The organism is Parabacteroides sp. AF17-3 (assembly GCF_003635445.1).
Classification (GTDB): Bacteria; Bacteroidota; Bacteroidia; order Bacteroidales; family Tannerellaceae; genus Parabacteroides; species Parabacteroides goldsteinii.
The window spans coordinates 17,290-32,942 of sequence record NZ_QTMM01000007.1; the positions used below are offsets into that span (position 1 = coordinate 17,290).

Genomic DNA, 15,653 nt, shown 5'->3' on the forward strand with positions numbered 1-15,653 from the left:
TATTAACTTTGTACTGAAACATTTAAAAGGAAAGACTATGGCTGAAATAGAAAAAATGGATCATATCTGCCAGTATAATGACCTGATAGGGCAGGAAACGTTGCACCCGCTGGTTAGCGTGATCGACTTCTCGAAAGTAGCGGGCATAAAACGTGCCCGGATGAGTTACGGCTTTTATGCAGTCTTCCTGAAAGAGGTAAAATGCGGCGACTTGCAATACGGGCGTAATTATTATGATTACCAGGAAGGTACGATGGTTTTCACGGGGCCGGGCCAGGTGGTTGGTGTGTCGAATGACGGAGAGGTGATAAAGCCGAAAGGGTGGGCGTTGTTGTTTCATCCGGATTTGATTCGGGGGACGACACTCGGACGCAATATAAAGAATTATAATTTCTTCTCCTATGAAGTATATGAGGCTCTCCACTTGTCGGAACAGGAGCGGCAAATTGTAATCGATTGCCTGAAGAATATAGAACTGGAACTGTCCAGGGGGATCGATAAACACAGCCGGATGCTGATTGTTTCCAATATCGAACTGTTGCTCAACTACTGCTTGCGCTTCTATGACCGTCAGTTTATTACCCGCGAGAATGTAAATAAAGATACATTGTCGAAGTTCGAGAAGATATTGAACGACTATTTCCTGTCGGATAAGCCACAAGAGATTGGGTTGCCGTCTGTGCAATATTGTGCAGACCAGTTACATCTTTCCGCAAATTACCTGGGCGACTTGATTAAAAAGGAAACAGGCAAATCGGCTCAGGAACATATACAGTTGATGTTGATTGACATGGCGAAGGAAAAGGTGCTCGACACCAGCCGTTCTATCAGCGAAATAGCTTATGAAATGGGATTTAAGTATCCGCAGCATTTCACCCGTCTTTTCAAGAAGTGCGTAGGAACTTCTCCGAACGAGTACCGGGCGCAGAACTAAAGTATGAGAAATAATGAATGGCATGCAGATTGAATAAATAATTTTAATTTGCATGCCATTTGTTATTATGAAAGATTGCTGTTTTTATTTCTTTTTGCGGGTAGCGTAGACTCTTGCGAGTGTAATCCAATCTCCGGCGGGGCTTTTGGCAATGCTTCGCCAGGTGAATGAATTATCGGTGATATCGGAGAAAATCCATTTCATAGCTTTTGAGGTTATTTCAGTGAGGATGATTTCGTCACCTTCCTTGCGTGCTTCGAGACGTGCACATTCTTCGGGGCATCCGTAGAATATTTCCCAAACTTGTCTTTCGATGTTGAACAGGCGGATGGTGGTCCCGTAGGCGGCATCGGGCTGAATATCAGTGAGCCGCTCTGCTCTTGAAGGGACAATGAAAACGTCTTGTACGGCCATACCGTCGAGTACCCATGAGAATATCCATTCGCCTTTCACACGACGTGGGGTGGAGGTATTGAGTCGGTCGTTCCAGTCGAGGTCCCATTCGCCAATGACTTTTCCGAAGTAATTGAATTCTTCAGGTATTCTCTCATTCTTACATTTGCAAACTAGTGCTTCTTCAAATTCTTTCATGATCTTCTGTTTAATAGTGTTCAAAGGTTATTACTCAGCAAATATAGCAAAAAACAACAAACTATTCCACCCTCGCATCACGATAACGTGCGGGGGACATACCGGTGTGAGCTTTTACAAACTTGCCGAAGAAGGATTGGTTGGGGAAGTTGAACTCTTCTGCAATTTCTTTGATGGATTTGTCGGAGTGTTTCAGGCGGTGTTTGATATGCTCGATGGCTGTTTCGTTGATTAGTTCCAAAGGTGTCCTTCCACATGTTTTCTTGACGACTTTCGACAGATATTTGGGACTGTAAAAGAGCGCATCGGCAAAATAAGATACCGAACGGTGCATACCATTGTCTGCCGATAACTTTTCAGCGAATTTCCGGAAAATATAATCAGCCTGTTTAATCCCTTCTTTCGCATGTCCGACCTCTCCCAGTTCGATGGCTTCTTTGTGGAGAGCCCCCAGCATCTCACAGAAAAGTGCGGAAAACAGATGCTGTATTACTTCTTTATGATAATGATGAGGATCGTCGTTTATCTTTGCAACGATTAAATCCCTGTAATAAAAGAAGATTTCATTTTTGTTTTCACCAACGCGCTTTATCGGATTATTATGTATATAGATGGCTGTATTCCATGTCACTTTCTCCATTTTGAGGACACGCTGCAGGAAGCGGGTGGAGAAACCGGCAAGCCTGATTTTATTCCTGGGACTTAACATAATATGGCTGATGATGGTGTTGGGAAGGCCAAGTAAAAGGTCGCCATCTTCCAATTGATAAGTTTTGCGGTTTATATCCAGCTGAATGCAGCCTTCCACGCAAATAGCCAGGAGAAAACAATCTAATCGTACCGTATCATTACCGGTTGGAGCTCCTTCCAGGCTGTTCACTATTGCAAAATCGTCATCTATATAATCGATGATGTGCTCGTTGGTCTTAAAGTCTTCTATACTGACAGTTTTGATTTCTTCATTTTCCATATACTCTATTTTTGTTTTTGCAAATTTGGCGAATAACCGGACAACTAAGATGTTCTATTTCACTACTTTGATGTTCTGTATTCCGCATGGGTGTATAAAATTAGCGTAAAAAAGCGATGGTGGGGGAAAATAAGACATCCTTGGAGAGAAATGGGGCACTACGGCTATGTTCCTTTCGTCTACATTTGTCCCAGTTTTTAATAGCAATAGTATGAATAAAACAAGTAAAAAATGGATACGGCTGATAGGGATTGTCGGTTGTACGATGTGGATGGCATCCTGTAAACAAGCTCCGGATGCACAGATGAAATCTTCTTATTCAATTATGAAAGTGGCTCCGGCGGACAAAGAGCTTACTTCTTCTTATTCGGCGACGATACGTGGGCGGCAGGATATCGACATTTATCCTCAGGTATCAGGTACAATTGAGAAACTTTACGTAACTGAAGGGCAAAAAGTACGTCGTGGGCAAGTGCTGTTCGTTATTGACCAGGTGCCTTACAGGGCAGCTCTCAAAACGGCTACAGCTAACGTGGAAGCGGCACGTGCCGCACTGGCAACAGCAGAATTGACCTATAACAGTAATAAGGAACTGAATGCTCAGAAGGTCGTTTCGGACTTCAGCCTGCAAACGGCTGAGAACACTTTCCTCTCTGCCAAAGCACAATTGGCACAGGCCGAAGCGCAGGAACTGAATGCACGCAATAACCTCTCTTATACGGAAGTGAAAAGTCCGTGCGATGGTGTTGTGGGCGCATTGCCTTACCGTGCAGGTGCATTGGTGAGCGCGAGCATACCGCAACCGTTGACGACAGTAAGCGACAATTCCGATATGTATGTTTATTTCTCCATGACTGAAAACCAGTTGCTGGCCCTGACCCGCGAGCACGGAAGCATGGACGACGCATTGAAGAACATGCCGGAAGTGGAACTGAAGCTGAACGATAATTCGGTTTACGACAAAAAAGGAATCATAGAATCCATCAGCGGAGTCATCGACCGGCAGACAGGTACGGTGGTGGCACGTGTGGTATTCCCCAACGAATCGCGATTGCTTCATAGCGGAGCATCGGGCACGGTAGTGATACCGAGCGTTTATAAAGACTGTATCGTTGTCCCGCAGGGGGCGACTGTCCGGTTGCAGGATAAGACTGTTGTCTATAAGGTTGTGGACGGCAAGGCTGTCTCCACCCTGATAACCGTAGCCGGTATTAACGACGGGCGCGAGTATGTCGTGCTCGACGGGTTGAAAGCCGGTGATGAAATTGTATCGGAAGGTGTCGGGTTGGTACGCGAAGGTACTGTCGTAAAATAAAACAAGGAGAAAAAGAATATGAAAGGAAACATATTTATAAAACGGCCGGTGATGGCTATCTGTATCTCCGTGCTGATTTTGGTGATAGGGCTTATTTCGCTCTTTACGTTGCCGGTGGAACAGTATCCCGACATTGCGCCGCCTACGGTTTATGTGACCGCTTCTTATACGGGAGCCGATGCCGATGCTGTGATGAACAGTGTTGTCATGCCGCTGGAAGAAAGTATTAACGGGGTGGAGAATATGATGTATATCAGTTCCACTGCCACGAATGCAGGTTCGGCAGTCATACAAGTATATTTTAAACAAGGGACAGACCCGGATATGGCAGCCGTAAACGTGCAGAACCGTGTATCCAAGGCGCAGGGACTTTTACCGGCAGAGGTAACAAGGATCGGTGTGACTACACAGAAACGCCAGACCAGCTTCCTGCAAATCGGGGCAATGGTTTGTACCGATGGACGCTACGATCAGACGTTCCTTGCCAATTACCTGGATATAAATGTCATTCCCCAGATTAAACGTATTGAAGGTGTGGGTGATGTAATGGAATTGGGTGATACATATAGTATGCGTATCTGGCTGCGTCCGGAACGGATGGCGCAGTACGGCCTTGTCCCTTCGGATGTGACGGCAGTGCTGGGCGAACAGAATATCGAAGCGCCTACCGGTTCGCTGGGAGAAAATTCGGAGAATGTTTTCCAGTTCACGATGAAGTATCGCGGACGTTTGAAAAGCGTGGAAGAGTTTCAGAACACCGTTATCCGTTCGCAGAGCGACGGTTCCGTACTTCGCCTGAAAGATGTGGCTAATGTGGAACTGGGTACGTTGACGTACAGTTTCCGTAGCGAGATGGACGGTAAACCGGCTGTTCTTTTCATGATGTTCCAGACAGCAGGTTCCAATGCAACCGCTGTCAACAAACAAATAACTGCCCAGATGGAGCAGATGGAGAAGAGCTTACCGGAAGGGACGGAGTTCGTCACGATGATGAGTTCGAACGACTTCCTATTCGCTTCCATACATAATGTGGTGGAGACGCTTGTTATTGCCATCATCCTGGTTATCCTGGTGGTGTACTTCTTCCTGCAGGACTTGAAGAGTACGCTTATCCCGTCTATTTCTATTATAGTGTCGCTGGTCGGAACATTTGCCTGCCTTGTGGCTGCCGGATTCAGTTTGAATATCTTGACGCTGTTTGCCTTGGTACTTGCCATCGGAACGGTGGTGGATGATGCCATTGTGGTGGTCGAGGCGGTGCAGTCGAAGTTCGATGCCGGATATAAGTCGTCTTATCTCGCTACGAAAGATGCGATGGGCGATGTGACGATGGCTATCGTTTCCTGTACCTGTGTATTTATGGCAGTGTTTATCCCTGTAACATTTATGGGCGGAACGTCGGGTGTGTTCTATACACAGTTCGGTATCACGATGGCTACTGCGGTAGGTATCTCCATGATTTCGGCGTTGACTCTTTGTCCGGCTCTGTGTGCTATTATGATGCGTCCGTCGGACGGAACGAAGAGTGCAACGAGTATCAACGGACGGGTACGTGCAGCTTATAATGCTTCGTTCAATGCTGTGCTGGGTAAATATAAGAAAGGTGTAATGTTCTTTATCCATCATCGCTGGATGGTGTGGACTTCGCTGGTGGCTGCCATCGTTCTGCTGGTTTATCTGATGAATACCACTAAGACGGGGCTCGTGCCGCAGGAAGACCAGGGCGTTATCATGGTGAACGTAAGTACTTCGCCGGGAAGCACGCTGGAAGAAACAAACAAGGTAATGAACAAGCTGGAAGATATTTTGAATAATACTCCTGAAATAGAACACTATGCCCGTGTTGCCGGATATGGACTTATGTCCGGGCAGGGTACTTCTTACGGAACAATTATCGTCCGTTTGAAAGACTGGAGCGAGCGAAAAGGGAAGGAGCATAACTCCGATGCTGTGGCTGCACGCCTCAATGCACAGTTCTACGGTATAAAGGAAGCACAGATATTCAGTTTCCAGCTCGCCATGATTCCGGGGTACGGTATGGGTAATTCCCTTGAACTGAACCTTCAGGACAGAACTGGTGGCGATATGGCTACATTCTATAATTCGTCGATGCAGTTTCTCGGTGCGCTCAATCAGCGTCCGGAAATAACGATGGCCTATACTTCTTATGCGATGAACTTCCCGCAGATATCGGTAGATGTCGATGCGGCAAAATGTAAACGTGCAGGTATCTCACCAAGCACCGTACTCGATGCCTTGGGCAGTTATTGCGGTGGCGCTTATATCTCGAACTTCAACCAGTTCGGTAAAGTATACCGCGTAATGATGCAGGCTTCGCCCGAGTATCGCCTGGACCAGCAGTCTTTGGATAATATGTTCGTGCGTAACGGAGCGGAAATGGCTCCTATCAGCCAGTTCGTGACATTGACGGAAGTGCTCGGACCGGAAACGTCCAACCGTTTCAATCTGTATAGCACCATTACAGCGAATGTGAACCCGGCCGAAGGATATTCATCCGGTGAGGTGCAGAAGGCTATCGAAGAGGTGGCAGCACAGAGTCTGCCGGCAGGATATGGATATGAATACGGCGGTATGGCCCGCGAAGAGGCCAGCAGTAGCGGTGCACAGACGGTTTTCATTTATGCTATTTGTATATTCCTTATTTATCTGATTCTGGCTTGTCTTTATGAGAGCTTCCTGGTTCCGTTTGCCGTTATCTTCTCCGTGCCGTTCGGGTTGATGGGTAGCTTCCTGTTCGCCAAGATATTCGGATTGGAAAATAACATTTACTTGCAGACAGGTGTGATTATGTTGATTGGTTTGCTGGCAAAGACGGCTATCTTGATTACGGAGTACGCCATCGAACGCCGCCGCAAAGGAATGGGGATCGTCGAATCGGCTTATTCAGCCGCACAGGTTCGTCTGCGTCCTATCCTGATGACGGTATTGACAATGATTTTCGGTATGCTGCCGTTGATGTTCTCCAGCGGTGCAGGTGCCAACGGAAACAGTTCGTTGGGTACGGGTGTCGTTGGCGGTATGGCTGTCGGAACACTGGCGTTGCTGTTTGTAGTTCCGGTATTCTATATCATCTTTGAATATCTACAGGAAAAGATACGTAAACCGATGGAAGAAGAAGCCGACGTGCAGGTGTTGCTGGAACAGGAGAGAAGTGCAGCCGAACGTGGCGGCGTTGAATAATCAATAAATAAAAGGAATATGAAAAAGATAATTCTGTTAACGACTGTATCTGTCTTGTTAAGCAGTTGCGGCATATACAGCAAATATAAACCCGCTACCACCGTCCCCGACCATCTCTATGGCGAGGAAGTGGTGGCAGAAGATACCGCCAGCTTCGGTAACATGGAATGGCGTGAACTCTTCACTGACCCGCAGCTGCAACAACTTATCGAACATGGTTTGCAGAACAACACCGATTACCAGTCGGCCCAACTCCGTGTGGAGCAGGCCGAAGCGACTTTGATGTCTGCAAAACTGGCATTTCTTCCTTCTTTCGCCTTTACGCCGCAGGGATCTGTGAGTAGTTTCGACGGTCGTAAGGCAACGCAGACTTACTCGTTGCCTATCACCGCCAGCTGGGAACTGGATATCTTCGGACGTATGCGTAATGCGAAAGAACAAGCTAAAGCACTATTTGCCCAAAGCCGTGACTATCAGCAGGCGGTCCGCACCCAGCTGATAGCCGGTATAGCCAACACCTACTATACTTTGCTGATGTTGGACGAGCAGCTTTACATCACGCGCCAGACGGAGGAAGCATGGAAAGAAACCGTTGCTTCCACCCGTGCCCTGATGAAAGCCGGCTTGTCCAACGAATCAGCCGTATCGCAGATGGAAGCGGCATATTACCAGGTGCAGTCCTCCGTGCTGGACCTGAAGGAGCAGATAAACCAGGTGGAAAACAGTCTCGCCCTTTTGTTGGCAGAGACTCCGCGATATTATGAACGGGGAGAGTTGGGAGTACAACAGTTCCCCGACAACTTCTCCCTCGGTGTTCCCATGCAGATGCTGGCAAACCGTCCCGATGTCCGTTCGGCCGAAAGGACGTTGGAAGCCGCTTTCTACGGAACCAACCAGGCGCGTTCCGCTTTCTATCCCTCGATAACATTGAGCGGTAGCGCGGGATGGACGAACAACGCCGGTTCGATGATTGTAAACCCGGGCAAGTTCCTGGCTTCGGCAGTCGGTTCACTGACACAGCCACTGTTTGCCCGTGGGGAGATTATCGCCCAGTACAAGATTACCAAGCTGCAACAGGAAGAGGCGGCCCTTGCCTTCCAGCAATCATTGCTGAATGCCGGAAGCGAGGTGAATGACGCCCTGACTGCTTGTCAAACCAGCCGTGAAAAGAGTTTCTTGCTGGACAAGCAAATCACGTCCCTGGAAGCAGCATTAAAAAGCACTTCTCTGTTGATGGAGCACGGCACGACCACTTATCTGGAAGTGTTGACCGCCAGGCAGAGTCTGCTCAGCGCACAACTAACCCGTACCGCCAACCGTTTTACTGAGATACAAAGCGTGATTAATCTCTACAGGGCTTTGGGGGGCGGAAGAGAATAGCCCACTGTTTTTTATTTTTCGTACAACAAAGGAGGGGTTGCCTGGAAAGTGATTTTAGGGCAGCCCGTTTTTATGCCTTTCAGTGATAAGATTATACAATAATAGTCTCTGCCTGTGGCCCTCGGCCTATACCGATTTTTCGGTGGCCTCCACTCCCTGGAAAGAGGGGAAAGGAGACCTTGTCCGTTCGGTCGGGAAGAACTCACTGTTGCTCCTGAATCTACCTCCCGATAAACGCGGTTTGATCCACGAAAACGATATTTCTTCCCTGATTCTCCGCTTTGCTCCCGTACGTTGCAACAAGGCCCGGATTATTATAAACGGGGCAAGGGATGTTCCGCAACTATCGGAGATAGGCTTTTATAAGGCTTCAGAAGAAGAAATATAATGTATATAATGCCAGGCTGATTAGCGCGGCAATATTGAAGGTCTACGGCAGTGCCTCGCTAAATAGTCTGGCATTTTTGCAGTTGGAGGAAATGCCTTTTTAAATAAGCTGGCACTATTGTTGGACTCCGAAATTGCCGCGCTAATCAGCCTGGCAATATTTTTATTTGTCCGGACTTGTTTCTCCGCTTTTTATCCCTTATCTTTACCTGCGTAACTTTAAAAGAACAACGCATGAGCCATAAATTTCCTACCATATCAGTCACCAAACTGTTTGTAAGCATCGATCCTCGTCCGGCAACCGAAGAAGAGCGCTGGATGGGCCTTCCTGCTATCGTTCCCGGTTATCGTCCGAGCGGCAATACGTTTATCGATCATTTTATGCCGTTGCTTCATGCCGGAGGGGCGCTTCCGGTGGAGTATTATGCCAAGGAACTTGAAGTGAGCGTCTCCGATTTAAACGGTGCAATAAAGGTGCTGGCCGGTACGTCGGTCGCGAAGTTTATCGAAGACTATTCGCTGGAGATGGCCAAATACATGCTAGCGCATAGTAAATCTGAAATACGGGCGGTGGCACAGCGTTGTGGTTATAGTCCCAGCGGCCTGTTCCGGGTTTTCCGGCGACGCTTTAAGATGTCGCCGGAAGATTGGCGGTGGAACTATCGTATTTCTTGACGAGGAACGATCAGCAGTTAAATTCTTCGTCGGAAGAAGGGGCACCCTTCTCAAACTCGGTTTTTAGCTGTCCGACCCATTTCCGGACTCTTTCATCGGTTTTATCGGACTGGTTCTCTATGTCCAGTATCAATCCGAGGAATTGCCCGTTTTGCAGTGCACCGGATCGGTTGAAATGGTATCCTTCCGGCGACGTCCTTCCAACCAGGGTGGCTCCCCGGTCGGTGAAGGCCTTTGCCAGAATGCCGATTCCATCGGCGAAATTATCCGGATACTTCTTCTGGTCTCCCAATCCGAAGAGGGCGACTTTCTTGCCGGTCAGGTCGAGACCGGTAAGTTCGGGGAGCGTCTCGTCCCAGTAGGTCGGCAATTCGCCGTCGAACCAAGTGGAAGAGCCAGCGATGATATATTCATATGCATTAAACTCCTTTTCATCGGATTGTTCGACAGGAATGATATCGACGATATCTTCTCCGAACGCTTCCTTTATCTTTTTGGCGACAGCAGCAGTCTTAGCTGTCGCGGTTCCGTAAAATAATCCTATTTTTTTCATTATTCGTTTGCTTTTTTAGTAATCCAACAATTCTTTTGCCGCCTTATAAATCTTCTCTTCATTCGGCAGGATTGCCTTTTCGAGTATCGGGTTGAATCCGACGGGGGTGAAGAGGGAGCCGACGCGCTGTATCGGAGCGTCCAGGTATTGGAACAGTTCGGCACCAATCATACTGGCAATTTCCGCCCCGAAACCGGAGAAGACTTTGTCTTCATGCACAATCAGGACTTTGCTTGTCTTTCTGACAGAGTCGAAAATAGTCTCTTTATCTAACGGTATCAGGGAGCGGAGGTCGATAACTTCGACATTCCGATTATGTTCCCGTTGTAACCGTTCGGCAACGTTCAGGCAAAGATGCGTGGTATTACCGTAAGTGATAATGCTCATATCGTCTCCCGGACGGCGGATGCGTGCCTTGCCGAAAGGAACCTCGAAGTCATCGGGAACCACGGCCGAGGCTTCCACCGCATTATATAAAGCTTTCGGTTCAAGGAAGAGGGTAAACCCTTTCGAACGCATGCTTGTCCGGAGCAGGCCCGCGGCATCATCGGCAAATGAAGGGTAAACGATTCGTGCACCGGGCAAGGTCGTCAGTGCCCCTTCTATCGTTTGCGAATGATACAGGCCGCCGCCGATGTATCCGCCCGAAGCCAGACGGAGCGTGATGTTGGGCGTGAACTGTCCGTAGCTTCTCCAGTATTCATGGGTACATTCCACATATTGCTCGACTGCCGGCCAGAAATAATCGGCAAACTCGGCGCCTTCTATCACGACATGTATTTTAGGATCGAAACGGCACATGCCGTTGGCCGTACCGACGATATAGTCTTCGGCAATCGGAGCGTTGAAGACACGGGCGTCGCCAAACTCCTGCTGCATCCCTTTCGAGATGTTGAAGACGCCGCCTTTTTCTTTATTGGCAATATCCTGTCCCCAAATGAAGGTGTCCGGATTATACCGGAACTCCGCTTTCAGCGTCTTGTTGATGGCAGTGACCAATGTCTCTTTTTCTCCCTTTTCATCGTGTGGTATGCCATCTGTATACTTCCGGGGAATATAAGGTTCGGGCAAGACGAAATCGGTAACCGTGGCAGGGTCGGGGTCGGGAGCGGCAAGCGCTTTCCGGTTGGCTGCGGACAGGTCTTTCTTTGCTTTGTCTTCTATCTCCTTTAACTCTTCTTCGGTGAAACGTTTATAGCGGAGAAGCATGCGGCGGAACTTATACAAAGGGTCTGCCGCCTTTACATAATTCAGCTCGTTTTCATCGCGGTATAACGTATGTTTGTCCGAGTTTGAATGAGAGCCGATGCGTACGCAGTTAGCCTGTACGATGACCGGCGTACGGTTGAGGGCATACTCTTTGGCCTCTGTCATGGCGTTCATGGAGTCGAAGACGTCTTTGCCGTTGCAATGGATAATCTTCAGGTTCTTGAACCCCGAGAAGTTGTCGGCAACCTTGCGGTTGGCGGTCTGGTCTTCTTTTGGGACGGAAATGCCATATCCGTTATCCTGGATGACGAAGATGACAGGCAGGCGTTCAGTGCTGGCACCGTTGATTGCTTCGTAGACGAAGCCTTCGGAAGTGGCCGATTCACCGTGGGAAGTGATGGCAACTCCCTTGTGCCCGTAGTAAACCATGGCACGCCCGACGCCGGCAGCATGCAAATCATGTGTGCCGGTTGCGGAGGATATATTTTCGATGTTCCATTCTGTTTTTGCAAAATGGTTGGACATGTGGCGGCCTCCGCCAGTCAGGTCGGTCGCCTTGGAGATGCCGTTGAGTATAATTTCTTCGGGAGTCATTCCTGCCGACAGGACGGTGAGCATGTCCCGGTAATAAGGGAACAGGAAATCTTCTCCCTTTTTGAAAACCTGCCCGACCGCAAGCTGAATCCCATCATGTCCGGCGTAGGGAGCATGATACGACCAGCCCAGCGATTGCAGCAGGTAGGCAGGGGCCTTTTCGTCGAGAGCCCGGCCGAGTGTCATCAGATAGAACCACTTTTGCAGTGTTTCTTTGTCCGTATTTTTTATATCGTACTTTTTCATGTTTAATTGATTTACTTATTAAAGACTCCAGTTTTCCAGATAATCGGCAATGCGGCGGAGGAAAGCACCTCCCAGGGCACCGTTTATAAGACGGTGGTCGTATGACAGGGACAGATACATTTTATGCCGGATTCCGATGGTGTCGCCTTCCGGTGTTTCGATGACCGCCGGCTTTTTCTCTATATAACCGACTCCCAGGATGGCAACCTGTGGTTGGTTGATGATTGGTGTAGCGAACAGGTTCTTGAATGTACCGAAGTTCGTGATTGTGAAGGTGCCTCCCTGAATATCGTCCGGTGCGAGCTTGTTGTCGCGTGCCTTGTTTGCCAGGGTGTCTATGGCGACAGCCAGGCCGTTCAGGTTCAGCTTGTCGGCGTCGCGAACAACCGGGACAATCAGATTTCCGTCATCCAGCGAGACTGCGATTCCTACATTGATATGTTTCTTCAGAATGATTTGGTAGCCGTTGACGGAGGCGTTTACCTGGGGAAATTCGGACAAGGCTTTTGCTGTAGCCTCCGTAATGGCCGGCATATAAGTCAGGCTGACACCTTCCCGTTTCCGGAATGCTTCCTTGTTGCGTGAGCGCCATTGAACCAGTTTGGTGACATCTACTTCCACGACAGTTGTCACATGGGGCGATACGTTCTTCGACATAACCATATGGTCGGCGATAATCTTGCCTACACGGTCCATTTCCATCACCTTGTCTTCGCTGCCGGCTGATACCGGGGCGGAAGATATTACTTGTGAAGCGGGAGCGGAAGGTGCCGGACTTGTCTGTGCCGGTTTGGTCTGTGAAGCCGGAGCCAGTTTACTTTCAGTTACAGTCTGTGAGGCTGGTTGGGATTGCGTTATCATTGTCGCATCTCTCTTTCCCGAGAGATAATCTTTCATATCTTTTTTACTCAGGCGCCCCATATAGCCGGTTCCTGGAATCCGGTCCAGTTCATCCTGCGACAGATTAGCGTCGCGGGCCATCTGAAGTACGACGGGTGAATACCATCTTTCGTCTTCTGTGACGGCCTGTGCTTTAGGGACGGGTGTGGCGGAGGGAATGTTCTTGTCGTTTGCCGGTGTTTCGATAGATTCTTTTTCGGGAATGTCCGTATGGACGGCTGTATCATTATCCGTATCATCTTCCGAGCCTTCGAGTCCGATGATAGCAACGGTTGTGCCAACCGCAACAGTATCACCTTCCTGGAATAATATTTCAAGGACTTTCCCGGTAACGGGAGAGGGGATTTCCGCGCTGACTTTGGCTGTGCTTACTTCAAAGAGTACGTCGTCCTCATTGATTGAGTCGCCGGTGTTTACAGACCAGGAGATAATCGTTCCTTCTGTAATGCTTTCGCCCAGTTTGGGCATTTTTATTTCAAATGTAGCCATAATGTAATTAACTTTTATCTTTTTGTTTACCGCCGGATGAATAAATCAAACGGACGTGTCCGGGTTTATTCTATTGTTATAATGGAACAAGGAAGGGAAGGTGAAAGTTCTATATTACAGGGTGTAAGTATTGAAAATCCAGTTTACGTCTGCATATTTTTTATTCCTTAACAACCGGATTTCTTCCAGGTCGTGGCAGGTGAATTCGTATGGTTCGCTGGAGGTGTTTTCGTTGGAGAAATAATCGGACAAAGACTGTTTGAATTCGTCGATGGAAACGGAAACAGGCAGCTTGTCCGCCAGGTTGGTTACCGGACTTTTTACTGATGGAACGTAATAAGGATGTGCCGTAACTTCCCCGCCGGTATATTCGGGAGAAGGCTGAAGGGCCCGGTCGAGTATCTCCAAATCTGTGGAGAAAAGGAGCGTGGCATGATGCAGCATTCTCTGTTTATGGATAGCTTGCGCGCTGCCCGAAATTTTCAGGCCGTCGATTGTCAGCCCCTGCCTTTCGTCGGAACGGGCATGTAGTCCGTAATGTTTCAGAAAGCAGATAATACTTTCGGTAAATACGGAAGAGCGTATCTGATTGCTGTTTTCGATGAAAGTGAGGTTCAGGTTTCCCATATCGTGATAAACGGCACCGCCACCGGAATAACGGCGTGCCAGCCTGATTCGTTTTTGCCGGGCATATTCGATATCCGTTTCTGCCCGTATATTCTGGTATTTGCCGATAACGACAGCCGGTTCATTCTGCCACAACATAAAGATATCTTCTGAGAAATTCTTTAGGAGGTATTCTTCTGCGGCAAGATTGAACCAGGCGTCTGTATGGGTGTTATGAATGCAAAGCATTATAAATATAAGCTTTCGTGGATGACTTCCCCGACTGTCGGGTGGGGGAAGATGTTCTTTTTGAATTCTTCGGTGGTAAAGCCGTTCCCGATGGCGATGCCGGCTGCGATGATGATTTCGGAAGCCGGATTTCCCAGAAGGTGGCAACCGATGATACGGTCGTCGGTATCCGTTATTAGTTTGCACAGTCCGGCGAACGATTCGTTCTCGGCCATAAAGCGTCCGGAGTAGGTCATCGGTATCTTTACTACATTATATATAATACCGGCAGCCTGTAACTCCTCTTCCGTCTTTCCTACGCCGGCAACTTCCGGATTGGTGTAGACCACGGCCGGGACAGCCTTATAACTCATCCGGTCATCGTGTCCCAGTAAGTGGTTGATGGCGACTTCCGCTTCCCGATATGCTGTATGGGCCAGCATGGAAAAGCCGGTGATGTCCCCACAGGCATAGACGTTAGGGTGGGAGGTTTGCATGTATTCGTTTACCTTTATGCCGTTTCGGAGAAGTTCGATGCCCAGTGTTTCGATGCCCAGGTTTTTCGTGTTGGCTTTTCGTCCGACACTGACCAGTATCTTGTTGGCCTCAATTGTCTCAGTCTTTCCGTCCTTTTCCACAATCACGCTGTCGGGTGTGACTTCGATGACTTTGGTTTCAAGAAAGAATTCGACGCCCTTTTTGGTATATTCGGACCGCAGCATTGCTGATATCTCTTTATCCATCGTACCGAGTATCTCGGGCATCATCTCGATAACCTTCACTTTAACCCCCATGCTGTTGAAGAAAGAGGCGAATTCGATTCCGATTACTCCGCCACCGATAATAGCAATCGACCGGGGAAGTTCTTTCACATCCAGTGCTTCTTTCGAAGTCCAGTAAGCAATCTCCGACAATCCTTTTATCGGTGGAATGACGGTTTCCGAACCGGTACAAAGCAAGATATTCTTTACCGCAAAAACTTCCTCGCCGCACTGAATCAATATATATCCGTCTTCCTCTCCCCGGATTACAGCTTCTCCCTGTATGATTGTCACGCCGTTGCCGTTCAGCTTGGCTTTGACACCCAGTGTCAGTTTTTTGACGGTCTTGTTTTTACGTGCGATAATTTTGCTTAGGTCGAAGCCCGGGGCATTGTCTGCCTGAATTCCGTATTTGGCGGCGCTCTTTATGCTATCCAGTATTTTGGCTGAATATAATAATGTCTTAGTCGGAATACAGCCTTCGTTCAGGCAAACCCCGCCAATGGCATTCTTCTCAAAGAGGATTGTTTTTAATCCATTTTCGGCGGCCCGTTCACCGGCTGTATAGCCGGCCGGTCCTCCTCCGATAATGGCTATGTCATATTTCATAACCT

At 48.4% G+C, this 15,653-nt stretch carries 13 protein-coding genes; 6 read left to right on the forward strand and 7 right to left on the reverse strand.

The genetic code is table 11. From position 1 onward, the window contains the following. The first annotated feature begins 37 nt into the window (after positions 1–37). Positions 38–934 carry an AraC family transcriptional regulator gene (locus DWW91_RS10495; RefSeq protein WP_122327653.1) on the forward strand — a complete coding sequence of 299 codons (897 nt, stop codon included), beginning with the start codon at positions 38–40 and terminating at the stop codon, positions 932–934. An 84-nt stretch (positions 935–1,018) separates the two neighbouring features. Here the strand turns inward: DWW91_RS10495 and DWW91_RS10500 are convergent, their stop codons facing one another. Beyond that, positions 1,019–1,525 (reverse strand): hypothetical protein, encoded by a 507-nt coding sequence (locus DWW91_RS10500; protein WP_010803290.1) that lies wholly within the window; start codon positions 1,523–1,525, stop codon positions 1,019–1,021. Positions 1,526–1,586: 61 nt separating this feature from the next. Next, entirely contained in the window at positions 1,587–2,495 is a 909-nt protein-coding gene (locus DWW91_RS10505) for a helix-turn-helix domain-containing protein (RefSeq protein WP_122327654.1), read from the reverse strand. A 211-nt stretch (positions 2,496–2,706) separates the two neighbouring features. On the opposite strand from DWW91_RS10505, the gene DWW91_RS10510 reads away from it, so the two are divergent. The 5 genes from DWW91_RS10510 to DWW91_RS10530 all read left to right on the forward strand — a co-directional run bounded on the left by DWW91_RS10510 (position 2,707) and on the right by DWW91_RS10530 (position 9,453). Beyond that, a complete protein-coding gene (locus tag DWW91_RS10510; protein ID WP_122327655.1) occupies positions 2,707–3,810 on the forward strand; it encodes an efflux RND transporter periplasmic adaptor subunit in 1,104 nt (367 codons plus the stop codon). A gap of 18 nt (positions 3,811–3,828) precedes the next feature. Then, a complete protein-coding gene (locus DWW91_RS10515; RefSeq protein WP_122327656.1) occupies positions 3,829–7,011 on the forward strand; it encodes an efflux RND transporter permease subunit in 3,183 nt (1,060 codons plus the stop codon). 18 nt (positions 7,012–7,029) lie between these two features. Beyond that, positions 7,030–8,391: a TolC family protein gene (locus DWW91_RS10520; RefSeq protein ID WP_122327657.1), complete on the forward strand. Its 1,362-nt coding sequence runs from the start codon at positions 7,030–7,032 to the stop codon at positions 8,389–8,391. An 82-nt stretch (positions 8,392–8,473) separates the two neighbouring features. Next, entirely contained in the window at positions 8,474–8,779 is a 306-nt protein-coding gene (locus DWW91_RS10525) for a hypothetical protein (RefSeq protein ID WP_044214462.1), read from the forward strand. 233 nt (positions 8,780–9,012) lie between these two features. Further along, positions 9,013–9,453 (forward strand): AraC family transcriptional regulator, encoded by a 441-nt coding sequence (locus DWW91_RS10530; protein WP_010803285.1) that lies wholly within the window; start codon positions 9,013–9,015, stop codon positions 9,451–9,453. A 10-nt stretch (positions 9,454–9,463) separates the two neighbouring features. On the opposite strand, the gene DWW91_RS10535 is transcribed toward DWW91_RS10530, so the two are convergent. From DWW91_RS10535 to lpdA, 5 genes are all read right to left on the reverse strand, one after another. Beyond that, complete coding sequence (locus DWW91_RS10535) at positions 9,464–10,006, reverse strand: flavodoxin (protein WP_007657208.1); 543 nt, start codon at positions 10,004–10,006, stop codon at positions 9,464–9,466. Positions 10,007–10,021: 15 nt separating this feature from the next. Further along, complete coding sequence (locus tag DWW91_RS10540) at positions 10,022–12,055, reverse strand: thiamine pyrophosphate-dependent enzyme (RefSeq protein WP_046146995.1); 2,034 nt, start codon at positions 12,053–12,055, stop codon at positions 10,022–10,024. Between the two features lie 18 nt (positions 12,056–12,073). Beyond that, on the reverse strand, positions 12,074–13,444 hold the full coding sequence (locus DWW91_RS10545) for a dihydrolipoamide acetyltransferase family protein (protein WP_122327658.1): 1,371 nt from the start codon (positions 13,442–13,444) through the stop codon (positions 12,074–12,076). A 114-nt stretch (positions 13,445–13,558) separates the two neighbouring features. Then, positions 13,559–14,299, reverse strand: coding sequence for a lipoate--protein ligase family protein (locus DWW91_RS10550; protein WP_046146997.1), 741 nt, complete (start codon positions 14,297–14,299; stop codon positions 13,559–13,561). Beyond that, a complete protein-coding gene (lpdA, locus tag DWW91_RS10555) occupies positions 14,299–15,648 on the reverse strand; it encodes a dihydrolipoyl dehydrogenase (protein ID WP_122327659.1) in 1,350 nt (449 codons plus the stop codon). Before lpdA ends, DWW91_RS10550 begins: the two co-directional genes overlap by 1 nt. Positions 15,649–15,653: the final 5 nt, after the last annotated feature.

Coding starts and splice junctions, on each gene's coding strand:
- DWW91_RS10495 (WP_122327653.1), top strand. CDS start 38: ATGGCTGAAATAGAAAAAATGGATCATATCTGCCAGTATAATGACCTG.
- DWW91_RS10500 (WP_010803290.1), bottom strand. CDS start 1,525: ATGAAAGAATTTGAAGAAGCACTAGTTTGCAAATGTAAGAATGAGAGA.
- DWW91_RS10505 (WP_122327654.1), bottom strand. CDS start 2,495: ATGGAAAATGAAGAAATCAAAACTGTCAGTATAGAAGACTTTAAGACC.
- DWW91_RS10510 (WP_122327655.1), top strand. CDS start 2,707: ATGAATAAAACAAGTAAAAAATGGATACGGCTGATAGGGATTGTCGGT.
- DWW91_RS10515 (WP_122327656.1), top strand. CDS start 3,829: ATGAAAGGAAACATATTTATAAAACGGCCGGTGATGGCTATCTGTATC.
- DWW91_RS10520 (WP_122327657.1), top strand. CDS start 7,030: ATGAAAAAGATAATTCTGTTAACGACTGTATCTGTCTTGTTAAGCAGT.
- DWW91_RS10530 (WP_010803285.1), top strand. CDS start 9,013: ATGAGCCATAAATTTCCTACCATATCAGTCACCAAACTGTTTGTAAGC.
- DWW91_RS10535 (WP_007657208.1), bottom strand. CDS start 10,006: ATGAAAAAAATAGGATTATTTTACGGAACCGCGACAGCTAAGACTGCT.
- DWW91_RS10540 (WP_046146995.1), bottom strand. CDS start 12,055: ATGAAAAAGTACGATATAAAAAATACGGACAAAGAAACACTGCAAAAG.
- DWW91_RS10545 (WP_122327658.1), bottom strand. CDS start 13,444: ATGGCTACATTTGAAATAAAAATGCCCAAACTGGGCGAAAGCATTACA.
- DWW91_RS10550 (WP_046146997.1), bottom strand. CDS start 14,299: ATGCTTTGCATTCATAACACCCATACAGACGCCTGGTTCAATCTTGCC.
- lpdA (WP_122327659.1), bottom strand. CDS start 15,648: ATGAAATATGACATAGCCATTATCGGAGGAGGACCGGCCGGCTATACA.